Annotated in this window: 13 protein-coding genes; 7 read left to right on the forward strand and 6 right to left on the reverse strand. The window is 32.0% G+C overall.

What is annotated here, in order from left to right; genetic code table 11:
* Nucleotides 1-2: 2 nt before the first annotated feature.
* The gene (locus CLU81_RS16945; RefSeq protein ID WP_099710888.1) at nt 3-806 is read right to left on the reverse strand and encodes a hypothetical protein; all 804 of its coding nucleotides are present in this window, start codon (nt 804-806) and stop codon (nt 3-5) included.
* Between the two features lie 199 nt (nt 807-1,005).
* Here CLU81_RS16945 and CLU81_RS16950 point away from each other — a divergent pair, with 199 nt between their 5' ends.
* The 4 genes from CLU81_RS16950 (at nt 1,006) to dnaG (ending at nt 5,863) form a co-directional block, all read left to right on the forward strand.
* Nucleotides 1,006-1,566 (forward strand): RNA polymerase sigma factor, encoded by a 561-nt coding sequence (locus CLU81_RS16950; RefSeq protein WP_099710889.1) that lies wholly within the window; start codon nt 1,006-1,008, stop codon nt 1,564-1,566.
* Nucleotides 1,553-2,305, forward strand: a complete 753-nt coding sequence (locus CLU81_RS16955; protein ID WP_099710890.1) for a hypothetical protein — start codon at nt 1,553-1,555, stop codon at nt 2,303-2,305. The genes CLU81_RS16950 and CLU81_RS16955 overlap by 14 nt, the downstream gene beginning before the upstream one ends.
* Before the next feature lie 309 nt (nt 2,306-2,614).
* Nucleotides 2,615-3,667 (forward strand): hypothetical protein, encoded by a 1,053-nt coding sequence (locus CLU81_RS16960; RefSeq protein ID WP_099710891.1) that lies wholly within the window; start codon nt 2,615-2,617, stop codon nt 3,665-3,667.
* Nucleotides 3,668-3,793: 126 nt separating this feature from the next.
* The gene (gene dnaG, locus CLU81_RS16965) at nt 3,794-5,863 is read left to right on the forward strand and encodes a DNA primase (RefSeq protein WP_099710892.1); all 2,070 of its coding nucleotides are present in this window, start codon (nt 3,794-3,796) and stop codon (nt 5,861-5,863) included.
* Here the strand turns inward: dnaG and CLU81_RS16970 are convergent.
* Nucleotides 5,860-6,489 carry a response regulator transcription factor gene (locus CLU81_RS16970; RefSeq protein ID WP_026730588.1) on the reverse strand — a complete coding sequence of 210 codons (630 nt, stop codon included), beginning with the start codon at nt 6,487-6,489 and terminating at the stop codon, nt 5,860-5,862. The genes dnaG and CLU81_RS16970 overlap by 4 nt on opposite strands.
* A gap of 93 nt (nt 6,490-6,582) precedes the next feature.
* Nucleotides 6,583-7,389 carry an NAD(+) synthase gene (gene nadE, locus CLU81_RS16975; RefSeq protein WP_099710893.1) on the reverse strand — a complete coding sequence of 269 codons (807 nt, stop codon included), beginning with the start codon at nt 7,387-7,389 and terminating at the stop codon, nt 6,583-6,585.
* Nucleotides 7,390-7,488: 99 nt separating this feature from the next.
* Between nadE and gldB the strand changes: the two genes are divergently transcribed.
* The 3 genes from gldB (at nt 7,489) to CLU81_RS16990 (ending at nt 9,652) form a co-directional block, all read left to right on the forward strand.
* Complete coding sequence (gene gldB / locus CLU81_RS16980) at nt 7,489-8,445, forward strand: gliding motility lipoprotein GldB (protein WP_099710894.1); 957 nt, start codon at nt 7,489-7,491, stop codon at nt 8,443-8,445.
* Nucleotides 8,445-8,780, forward strand: a complete 336-nt coding sequence (gldC, locus tag CLU81_RS16985; protein WP_165877224.1) for a gliding motility protein GldC — start codon at nt 8,445-8,447, stop codon at nt 8,778-8,780. The genes gldB and gldC overlap by 1 nt, the downstream gene beginning before the upstream one ends.
* Before the next feature lie 410 nt (nt 8,781-9,190).
* Nucleotides 9,191-9,652 (forward strand): hypothetical protein, encoded by a 462-nt coding sequence (locus CLU81_RS16990; protein ID WP_144444512.1) that lies wholly within the window; start codon nt 9,191-9,193, stop codon nt 9,650-9,652.
* Between the two features lie 67 nt (nt 9,653-9,719).
* On the opposite strand, the gene CLU81_RS16995 is transcribed toward CLU81_RS16990, so the two are convergent.
* The 3 genes from CLU81_RS16995 to CLU81_RS17005 form a co-directional block, all read right to left on the reverse strand.
* Nucleotides 9,720-10,352 (reverse strand): hypothetical protein, encoded by a 633-nt coding sequence (locus CLU81_RS16995; protein ID WP_099710896.1) that lies wholly within the window; start codon nt 10,350-10,352, stop codon nt 9,720-9,722.
* A gap of 142 nt (nt 10,353-10,494) precedes the next feature.
* Nucleotides 10,495-11,115 carry a ribosome biogenesis GTP-binding protein YihA/YsxC gene (yihA, locus tag CLU81_RS17000; RefSeq protein WP_055094971.1) on the reverse strand — a complete coding sequence of 207 codons (621 nt, stop codon included), beginning with the start codon at nt 11,113-11,115 and terminating at the stop codon, nt 10,495-10,497.
* 42 nt (nt 11,116-11,157) lie between these two features.
* On the reverse strand, nt 11,158-11,922 hold the full coding sequence (locus tag CLU81_RS17005) for an alpha/beta fold hydrolase (protein WP_099710897.1): 765 nt from the start codon (nt 11,920-11,922) through the stop codon (nt 11,158-11,160).
* Nucleotides 11,923-12,227 lie beyond the last annotated feature (305 nt).

The following is a 12,227-nucleotide window of genomic DNA, read 5'->3' on the forward strand; positions in this document are numbered from 1 at the left end:
TTTTAGATCGAATCTACTATTAAGATATTAGTATTTATTTCTTCTATTTCTTTTTTCATTCTAATACAGTTTTCAAGAAACCAGTCAGCGCAAAAAATAGTAGCGTAATCAGGATCTCTTGAGTTATAGTTTTTGTCTAAATCTTCTTCCTCTTTTTCTTTGAGAAAATTTTGCTTTAACCAAACAAATTCAGCCTCTATTCTTTCAAATAACAATTTGTTTTCTTGATTTAAATTTTCAATTTTGGATATTTCTTCGATTTCTTCTTTAGAAAATAAGTGTTTATATTCACTTTTATCTAAATCAGCTTCTATAATCTTTTTCATTAAAAGAATCATGTAATCTAAAAAGCGTATAAAATCTTTAGTATCTACATTGTGTCCAGAATCCATTTCTCTTACTTCATTTAATTCGAAGTAATCAGTAAAATTTCCATATTGGAACATAAAACCATAGGCATTTCTGTTTTGTAATTCATATAGTGATTCGATGCCGTTATTGATGTATAATTCATCATACAATTTCTCATAGCTTTCTCCTTGAAAAGTTCTTCTTTCATATTCAATTTCGCTAAGCCAAAAAGTCAACTCCCATAATTCGCTTGGGAGAATAGTATTAATATTAGAACTGACTTTTTGAATTACATTGTCAAATGTTACATCAAAATCATCTCGAAACTCATTTTTTCTTTCAATAATAAAATCTTCAAAAGACTTTTTAAATTTAGTTTTAGAATGTAAATCTAAAATTAAATTAGTTTTTGCTTTTTCAGCATTTAATTTAAAAAACTCTGTTGTTCTTCCCATTTCTATTAAACTATTAATCAAATATAATTTATATATTTTTATTTTCAACAATATGATTCTAAAACCAAGAATCTATTATAGTTTTGGAATTTAGAATTTATTTTTAAAATTTTTTCAACCCCGATGCAACCATTTTGAATCGACAATCGTCTATGCTAATAGAAGACCATTGCAAAACCAAAAACCAGAAAGCTTATTAATGAAAATTATTCATTTACATCAAGAAGAAACCGAAATTATAAAGTTGGCTGTCGAAAATAATCGGCAAGCACAACAGCAAATATACAGTCGGTTTTCACCAAAGATGTTGAGTGTTTGTCGACAATATATAAAAGACATTCAATTGGCAGAAGACGTAATGATAACAGCTTTTATGAAAGTGTTTACCAACTTAAACAAATTTGAAAATAAAGGAAGTTTTGAAGGTTGGATTCGTAGAATTATGGTCAACGAATGTATCTCTTATTTAAGAGTTCAGAAAAAAGTAAAGTTTACCGAAGATGAGATTTATGTCGAAGAAAGTTTCAATGCAATTGACAGCAAGTTTTCGACAGATCAGATTCAGTTTTTAATAGACGCTTTACCGGACGGTTACAAAATGGTTTTCAATTTATACGCCATAGAAGGATACAAACACAATGAAATTGCCAAGATGTTAGGAATTAATGAAGGAACATCGAAATCGCAATTATCGCACGCCAGAAAAATGCTGCAAACACAAATTAATACATTAAAAAAACAAGATAATGGAACCGAATAATTTTGAAAAGGATTTCCGTGAAAAGCTAAACGAACGTCAGATCGAACCAAGCAATAAAGCCTGGGATAGATTAGACGCAATGTTGAGTGTTGCTGAAGAAAAGAAACCGACAGTTCGACTTCGCTCACTGCAGGCTCCAAAAAGCCGAAAATGGCTTTATATCGCTGCAAGTATTGTTGGTTTCTTGTTAGTTGGAACTTTCTTTTTTAATCAGAAGAAAAGTGTTATTGAAACTCCTAAAGAAACGGTTGTAATAGAAGAAAATGCTAAGAAAGATTCGGTTGAAAAACCAATTTTAAATGTACCCAATTCTGCTAAAGAAGAAGTGGCAGTTTCAGAAAAAACGGCAACACAAATTTCAGAAAAAGAAGGAAAAAATAAGCCTGATACTTTAAAACAAAACCTAAATCAAACGATAAAAAATGAGAAAAATCAAATAGCGGAGTCTTCAATCATCATCAAAAACAATCAAGAAAAACAATCAATCAATAATGCGAATCCAATTGTCGAAACTTTTAAAAAAGAGAATGTAGATCAGTTGTTAGATTCTGCCGAAAAAACTGTTGTTGCACAGAATTCGGTTAAACCAAAAGCAAAAATTAAAATAAATGCCAACGATTTATTAAATCAGGTCGATGGTGAATTAGAACTTTCGTTTAGAGAAAAAGTAATAACAAAAGTCAATAAAAATTACCAGACAGTAAAAGTGGCTTTAGCAAATCGGAATCAGCAAGAGTAGAGGATATAGAATCAAGAGTAAAGAGTAAAGAAGAAAGAGTAAAGAAGAAAGAGTAAAGAAGAAAGAGTAAAGAAGCAAGAGTGTAGAGGAAAGAATATAGAGTATAGATTTTTAGTTCCGGAGGAACGATCCATATTGTAGCGTCGGGTTTTAACCCGATGTAGATGGGATTCATATTTCACATTTCGCAATCTATATTTCACATTTCACATTTTACAATCGATAATCAACATTTCGCAATCAACAATTAATCATCAATAATTAACAATTAATAATCATCATCAATCAATTTTAAAAAATCAATCAATCATGAAAAATTTTACCATTTATCTCGTTATCCTTATTTTTCTATTTGTTAGTAAAGTACTTGGACAGGAAACTTTTGAATCGAAAGCAAGGCAGATTGCTAACAAAATAGAAAAGATAACTAAGGAAGAAAAAGCAACGTTAAAAGAAGAAGTTGAAGCCGTAAATGTTCAGTTATCTGAAGGGAAAATTACGCAGGAACAAGCTGATAAACGCAAAAAAGAATTAGCGGAAGTCAGAGCTACAATTATTGAGCAAAAAGTAACTGAAGCTCAAAATGAACTGAATGATTTGGTTCAGCAAAAAGTAGACGGAAAAATCAAAGAAGGAGATTCGATAAAGAAACATACTTTGGTTATTCATTGGAATGATAAAGAATGGAATGAGAATAAAAAAAGAAAAGATTCTATTCGCGGAGAAAAACGTACAACATCGCAATTTGTATTTGCAATGGGTTTGAATAATATGATGGTCGATGGAAAACTTCAGGATTCGAATTACAGTTTTATAGGTTCGCATTTTTATGAATGGGGTTTTACCTATAATTCAAGATTAATGAAAAATGATAATTTATTGCACGCTAAATACGGACTTTCATTGATGTACAATAATATACGACCAACAGATAATCGCAGTTTTGTTGTCAACGGAAATCAAACAGAGTTGCAGACAAATGCTATAAATTTAGATGAATCCCGTTTTAGAAATGTTTATATCGTTGCGCCAGTTCATTTAGAGTTTGATTTTTCTAAGCCTAAAGTAGTTAACGGAAAAACGTATTTTAGAACACATAAAAGTTTCCGTTTTGGAATTGGAGGATATGCTGGAATCAACGTAAAATCAAAACAAATTCTGAAATACGATCAAGACGATTTAGATTATAAAACAACAATAAAAGGAGATTACAACGTGAATAATTTTATTTACGGATTAAGTTCTTATATAGGATATAAAGAAATGAGTTTGTATGTGAAATATGATTTGAACCCATTGTTTCAGGATAATTTAATAAAAGAAAATAATATTTCGTTAGGATTAAGATTTGATTTAAATTAAGAATACAATCGATTAGTTAATGGAAAAAGTGCCTTGAAAAAGGCACTTTTTTTATTTGAAATCATCAGATTTCAAGATGGATTTGTGTACTTTTACAGACTTCAAATTTTTTAAATATTTTACGTTTTGATTTCACAAGCTACAATTGATTCTGTTTTTGAAACTGCTCGAGTAGAGGAGGTTATTGGTGATTATGTTAACTTAAAACGTGCAGGAAGTAACTACAAAGGTCTAAGTCCATTCTCAGATGAGCGCTCTCCGTCGTTCATGGTGTCGCCTGCAAAAGGAATCTGGAAAGATTTTAGTACAGGAAAAGGAGGGAATTCTGTTAAGTTCTTAATGGAACATTCACAATTTACCTATCCGGAAGCCATTCGATACCTGGCTAGAAAGTACAATATTGAGATCGAAGAGACGGAACAAACAGATGCTGAAAAAGCAATGACGGATGTTCGCGAAAGTATGTATTTGGTTTCGGAATTTGCAAAAGATTACTTTAATAAAACGCTTTTAAATTCTGAAGAAGGAAAAGCAATTGGACTCTCTTATTTTAAAGAAAGAGGTTTTACCAATGAAACAATCAAAAAATTTAGTTTAGGATATTCGCCTGAAACCTGGGATGCTTTGACAAAAGAAGCATTGGGTAAAGGTTATAAATTGGAATTTCTGGAAAGCACCGGTTTGACAATTGCAAGAGAAGATCGACCGTTTGACCGTTTCAAAGGCCGTGTAATGTTTCCTATTGAAAGTATGTCCGGACGTGTTCTAGGATTTGGAGGACGTATCTTAACGAATGATAAAAAAGCAGCAAAATATTTAAACTCGCCCGAAAGTGATATTTACCATAAAAGTAAAGTGCTTTACGGAATTTTTCAGGCGAAACAGTCGATAGCAAAACAAAACAATTGCTATTTGGTTGAAGGTTATACAGATGTAATTCAGTTTCATCAAGCCGGAATCGAGAATGTGGTTGCTTCTTCTGGAACAGCTTTAACACCGGATCAGATTCGTTTAATTAATCGTCTGACAAGAAATATTACAGTACTTTTTGATGGAGATGCGGCGGGTTTACGTGCTGCCATTCGAGGAATCGATTTGATTCTTGAAGAAGGAATGAATGTAAGAGTTTGTGCTTTTCCTGATGGAGAAGATCCTGATAGTTTTGCGCGAAAAACTTCGCATGATGATCTTGTTGCCTATTTAGAAGAAAATAGTAAAGATTTTATACAGTTTAAAGCATCTCTCTTAATGAAAGAAGCTAAAAACGATCCTATAAAAAAAGCCGATTTGATTCGTGATATGGTTGTTAGTATTTCGAAAATTCCGGATCGTATTCAGCGTGAAGTTTATACTCAGGAATGTGCCAGAATTATGGATATTTCTGAGCAGGTTTTGGTAAGTACTTTAGCGCAGTTGATTCAAAAAGATATTACAGAAGCTAATAAAAAACAAAAGCAGGAACAAAAACCTTTTGAAGTTTTTAGAAACCAACCTCCAGCTAATGCCGGATATTCAGGAGGAGATCCAGATGATCCAAGAACAGGGCCACCAGATGATTATTATCCGGGAGGACCGGGATATGCTGCGCCAGCACAGCAGACAGAAAAAGTTGATATTTTATACCGTTTAGAACGTAAAGTGATTGAGATTTTATTGCTTTACGGAGATACAATGGAGGAATTTGAAGATGTGCTTTTAAAGAATAATGAAGAAGGTGAGGTTATAATGGTTTCTGAAATGAGACAATATAAGGTACATCAACGAATTTATTTGAGTTTGCAGGAAGATGAGGTAGAACTATCAAATAATTTGTTCCGTGATATTTATACGGATTTAATAGCCTTTTATAATCAAAACGAAAAGTTTAGTTTAGAGCAATATTTAATGCGTCTACAGCCTGATTTTGCTCAGGAAGTAACGGATATTTTAATGGAAGATGAGCGATTGACGCTTCACGATTGGGAAGGGCAGAACATTTTTTCGAAAATGAAGCACGAAACAATTGCGCAATATGTTACGGAAACAATTATGTCTATGCGTTGGTTTTTGGTAGATAAAATCATCCAGGAATTAAAAAGCTCTATACAACCTGATAATTCAGATAATACAGAGCTTTTGTCGATGGTGGTTGATTACTCAAAACTAGTTAATTCATTTTCGAAAAAACTGGGAAGAGTAATGTCAAGATACCATTAAATAATTTCTAAAGTCTTTGCTTTGTTAACAAGATCTACTAAATTAGTAACATTTAATTTAGTCAATAATCTTAATTTGTAAGTACTGATCGTTTTTTCGTTCAGGTTTAAGATTTTAGAGATTTCATTGTTTTTCTTACCATCACTTAAGTAACGTAAAACTTCGATCTCGCGATTAGAAAGTTTTCTGTACAAACGTTCGCTTTTGCTTTGTTTCGCAATAAGAGCCATGTTTTTACGCACAGTTTCGTTGATGATAATTTTTCCTTCATGTACTTTAATAATAGAAAGACCTAAAGTTTCAAGTTTTTCTGTTTTGTGCACATACCCAGAAACTCCTGCTTTGATCGCATTTGGAGCGTACATTTGTTCAGCGAGGTCACTAAAAATTACAATTTTTGTTTTTGGGAAGTTTTTCAGAATAGATTTTACTTCAAAAATACTTGAGAGACCTTCTAATTCTAGATCTAGAATTAGGATATCGATCTCCTTCGTCTGAAGAATATCTCTAACCATTGAAAAATTGCCTACGTTGGCAACAATTGAAATTTGATCGTGGTCTTTAAAATAAGACTTAACGCCAAAGTGAGTCACAGGATGATTGTCTGCAAGACATACTTTAATCATAATTTTTACCTTTTTTAGAATTGTTCATGTTTTTGGAACTGTAAAATTAATAAATAAATTCTGTAATTAATTGCAGACAAATGTTAAAAAGTTTTATTTTAACGTTTTTGGTATAATGCAGACCGGAATTGCGTCCATTTTATGCTTGTTACTGGTGTTTAAACGTTTATAAATTTCAAAGACAGATTTTTCTCTCCCACTGTAGTCAGCTGGCGTATTTCCTGACTCCGCGGCTAACATCGCCCATTCAAGTTCGTCATAACTTGCTCCTAATTGGTCTTCATCGGTACGATTATCTCCAAATAATCCATCAGTTGGCGCAGCTGTTAAAATTGATTGCGGAATGGTTAAAAATTCTCCAAGAGCATAAACATCCGACTTCATTAAGTCGGCAATTGGACTTAAATCGACTCCGCCATCTCCGTATTTGGTGTAAAATCCTACTCCAAAATCCTCTACTTTGTTCCCGGTTCCAGCAACTAATAACCCGTGAATTCCGGCCAAATAATATAAAGAAGTCATTCGCAAACGAGCACGTGTATTAGCTAATGATAAGCTAACTTTTGCTTCGTCATCTGTTTTTGGTACAGAACTTTTAAAAGCTTCAAAAGTGGCAGTTAAATCCGTTTCTACGTTTGAAACATTCGGAAAACGCTTTTTTAATTGCTCAATATGTTCTCTTCCTCTCGAAACTTGGTTTTCGGCTTGGTGAATTGGCATTTCTACACATAAAACTTTCAAACCGGTCTGGGCACATAATGTAGACGTTACAGCAGAGTCAACACCGCCGGAAATTCCAATTACAAAACCATTTACTTTTGCATTGTTAGCATAATTTTTCAACCACTCTACAATGTGGTTATTCACTTTTTCTGTTTGAATAGTACTTTTTTTAGCCATAATAGTTCAAGATTTAAGATGCAGGGGTGTATATTTGCACAAATATTTTTAAGTAACGTTTATTTAAAATATAGGCAACACAAATCTAATTAAAATAAAATGAAAATATATCGCTTTGTAGTGGTTCTGGGCTTGTTTTTTTTGTCCTGTGATCAAAAAACTAAAGTTGAAAAAGCAGTAGAAGAAATTCCGGTTGATATTAAGGTTGAACGTTTTGATAAAGCCTTTTTTGAAAGCAAACCAGAGGATTTAGCTAAATTAAAAAGAGAATATCCTTTCTTTTTTCCGGCAGGAAATGATGATAGTGTTTGGTTAAAGAGAATGCAAGATCCGCTTTGGAGAGAAGTGTATACAGAAGTGCAAAAAAAATACAGCAATTTTGAACCAGTGCGGGAGAAATTCAATGCACTTTTTCAGCATGTAAAATATTATTTTCCTAAAACTAAAACGCCAAAAGTTATTACTGTAATTGGAGAAATGGATTATAATTCTAAAGCAATTTATGCAGACAGTCTGGTAATTGTTGCCTTAGAATTGTATTTGGGAAAAAATCATAAGTTTTATGAGTTTCCAAATTATCTAAAGGAAAACTTCGAGGAAAATCAGATTATGCCAGATGTGGTTTCTAGTTTTACGTATCGAAATATTCCTGCTTCTGCAGATAAAGATTTGCTTGCTAAGATGATTTTTGACGGAAAACAGCTTTATGCAAAAGATCTGCTTCTGCCTGAATATTCAGATGCTGAAAAAATAGGATATAAGCCGGAACAAATAAAATGGTGTGAAGAAAATGAAGCCTATATGTGGCGTTTTTTTATAGAAAGCGAAATGCTATATAGTCAGGATCCAAAATTGACGACACGTTTTATGACACCAGCTCCGTTTTCTAAATTTTATTTAGAAATAGATAATGATTCTCCAGGAAGAGTTGGTGCCTGGATTGGTTGGCAAATCGTACGATCTTATATGAAAAATAATAATGTAACGTTGCCGGAATTATTAAAAACAAACCCAAAAGAAATTTTCGAAAAGTCAAAATATAAACCGAAGAAATAATGTCAGATACAATAAACTCAGAAATTAGATTCAATATAGAATTGGACGGAAACCGCGTTCCGGAAAAATTAACATGGAGCGCACAAGATGGTGGTGTGCAAGCTGAAGAAGCAAAAGCAATAATGTTGTCTATTTGGGACAGCAAAGCCAAAGAAACGATGCGTATTGATTTATGGACAAAAGATATGCCGGTTGATGAAATGAAGATTTTCTTTCACCAGACTTTGGTTGCAATGTCAGATACTTTTAAGCGCGCAACAGACGATGAAAAGATGTCAGATACAATGAAAGATTTTTGTGATTATTTTGCAGAAAAACTAGAGTTGACAAAGTAATTTAAAATTCCAATAAAGAAATCCCAAATTCCTATAGTAAAGATGGGGATTTGGGATTTTTTCGTTTGTAATTCTTTTTTTAGAATTTAAATCTTAACTTTAGAAAGCATTTGTTCGTAAAGTTGCTTTTTGGTAAAAGTAATTTGTAGTTGAGATAGTTTTATGATCTGAAAAAAAAGAATAATATGTTGTTTCCATTTTTTATAAGCCTTTTAGGATTGTTTTTTTTACTGATAAACAGTATTCGGTTTTATAGAACGCGAAAAAACAAAGATGTGCGATATATCATAATTATGATTTATTTAATTTTTTTGTTTGTACAAGAACTACTTTGTAATATTATTGGATTTTGTTACCCCGGATCTAATTTCTTCCTTTCTCATTACTATTTCATTTTTCAATTTATTGCCTTGAGCATATTCTTCTATAGTTTGTTTTCGAATATTGTTTTAAAAAGGATAATACTTTCGTTTCTAATATTGGTTTTGATTCTATTAGTAATTCAATATTCCAGAACGCCTGATCTTTATTGGAGGTTTAATTTATTTGAAATAGGAATAACTTCAATGTTGTTAATTGTGTATGCGTTAATTTTTTTGATTGAGAATTTTAAAACGGCGAAACACAATTATTTGTATTTCTGCAATGGATTGATCATTTATCTCGCAAGTAGTTTGAGTATTTTTTTAAGTGGTAATACTGATTGGGTGATTTTTACCGAACCATTTGTGCTTGATTTGTGGTTTTTTAATTCTCTGTTTTATATACTGTATCAATTTTTAATCTATAAAGAATGGAAAGATTTGAATCATAAAGAAGTAAGCAGGGAGTCAGATCCGGTGGATACTTTTGATGATCCCGGAAAAGTGTAAGGAATAAAGTAATTAATAAATAAAAAACCCCAAACTTCAAGTTTTATAACCGAAGTTTGGGGTTTTTCTATTTAACAGATCTTTTGTCGAGATCTTTCAATATCTTTTTTAAAGCTCCAGTCATTAATTTATTTGAGCTTTTGTAAAATTTTACATTGTCGAGAAGTTTGCTTGATTTTTCTGTTTCCCACACAGATTCGTCTTTAGTTTTTCTGGCAACTCCAACAACATTTTGAGAGTAAATAATTTCTTGTAAGTTCAAGTCATAAATTTCGACAAGTACAGAAGCTTCGTTTCTTCCTGTTTCGTTATCAGATTGATAAAGTTCAATCGAAGAGAAATCACTTTTATTTTTTTTGGTCGAAATATTGATAAAGAAATCAAAACCAGTTCCTTCTTTCAGTTCCTTTAATTTTGTTTTATTTGGGTTGAAACTAATTTTTCGGGGAACAAGTAATCCGTTAACGTCGTGAATATAAGATACTCGTTCACCTAATTTCTTTTTGAAAAATTCTAAAGATTCTGCGGTCAGTTTATCTCTTTGGTTTTTAGGACTGTCTAATTCATTTAATAACCATTTTCCAGAAGTAAAATCAACACCGGATCTTGGTCCGGAAGTAAACATGTAAGTTTTTGTTGAGCACGATGAAAATAAAATAGAAAGAAAAAAAATAAAAAAGATTGGTTTGATATTCTTCATGAATTAGGTTTTGGTTCCTTCAAATGTAGTTTAAAACATACATTTTTTTAAAAATAAAGCAATAAAAAAAATCCAAATTCCAATTATAAAGTTTGGAACTTGGATTTTATATTTTTGACTCAGTTGAGTGAGCTGTTGGAATTTAAAATTGCGAATTGTTTTTAAAAACTTCCTGATTTACTTCGTCAATATAATTTAAAACATCATCTTTTCCTATTGATTCTGTAGCTGAGGTTACAAAATAGTGTGGCATTTCTTCCCAGTTATTGGCAAACATTTGTTTTTTGTATGCTGCAATATGAGAGTCCACTTTAGTCTTACTGATTTTATCTGCTTTAGTGAAGATAATACAAAACGGAATTTCACTTTCTCCCATATACGACATGAATTCAATGTCTATATTTTGAGCTTCATGGCGAATATCAATCAAAACAAAAGCGCAAACAAGCTGTTCTCTTGTTTCGAAATAATCAGTTATAAATTGCTGAAAAACCGATTTTGTTTTTTTTGATACTTTAGCATAACCATAACCTGGTAAATCGACCAAAAACCAATTGTTGTTAATCTTAAAGTGATTAATCAGCTGAGTTTTTCCTGGTCTTCCTGAAGTTTTAGCTAAGTTTTTATGATTGGTAAGCATATTGATCAACGAAGATTTACCAACGTTAGATCGTCCGATAAAAGCATATTCCGGCAAAAAATCCTGTGGACATTTTGCTACTTCGGAATTACTTATAATAAATTCGGCGGTATTAATTTTCATGTTTTTTGTTTTTAAAACCTCCTTAAAGTCGAAAGTTAGATGCTATAAATTCTTTTTAACGAGCCATTCTTCAAGAATTGTGTTGAATTCCTGAGGGTGTTCCATCATAGCAGCGTGTCCACATTTGTCTATCCAATACAAAGTTGAATTAGGCAATAATTTATCAAATTCTTCGGCAACATTGGGTGGTGTAACGGCATCATTTTTACCCCAAATGATACAGGTTTCTACTGTCATTTTTGGTAAATCTTTTGCCATATTATGACGAATTGCACTTTTGGCAATCGTTAAAGTTTTGATTAGTTTGATGCGGTCGTTTACCGTTGCATACACTTCATCAATAAGCTCGGGAGTTGCAATTGCAGGATCGTAAAATACATCTTCAGCCTTCTTTTTGATGTATTCATAGTCGCCTCTTTTTGGGTAACTATCGCCCATTGCACTTTCGTAAAGTCCAGAACTTCCGGTAATTACGAGTCCGGCTACTTTTTCAGGATACATTTTGGTGTGATAAAGAGCAATGTGTCCTCCAAGAGAGTTGCCTAATAAAATTACCTGATCAAATCCTTTAAAAGTGATAAAGTCTTTAACGTATTTAGCAAAACTTTTTACGTTTGTTTTTAAAATACTTTGGGTATAGATTGGCAAATCCGGGATAACAACTTTGTATCCTTTCGATGGGAAATATTCTGCTACAGCATCAAAGTTACTTAGGCCTCCCATTAAGCCATGTAAAATCACGATAGGAGTTCCTTCTCCAGCTTCATAATAGCTGTATTTGCCTTCTTTTTTGTAGTGTTTGTCCATTTAATTTAATGCCAATTTCAATTTGGACAAATATAGGGTTTAATAAATAAAAATGAATTTTTGCTACCGTTTTTTAACTAGATAATTTCAGTAGAATTTCTAAGTGATTAAAAATCAGGTTTTATGGGGGTTTTTTGAGGAATATCCAAATGTTAAGAAATTAGCATAATACTTATTTTTTTAAGAAAAAAGGTGCGTATTTTTTTTGATTGATCAGTGTTGTCAGGAATTGATTAATAATTAGTTAACGTATTGATTGCTTATGAATTAGGAGAGGTGGTAGGAAAGTGGTTAAACTTATTAAC

The sequence above is a fragment of the Flavobacterium sp. 9 genome, from assembly GCF_002754195.1.
In the GTDB taxonomy this organism is placed as follows: Bacteria; Bacteroidota; Bacteroidia; order Flavobacteriales; family Flavobacteriaceae; genus Flavobacterium.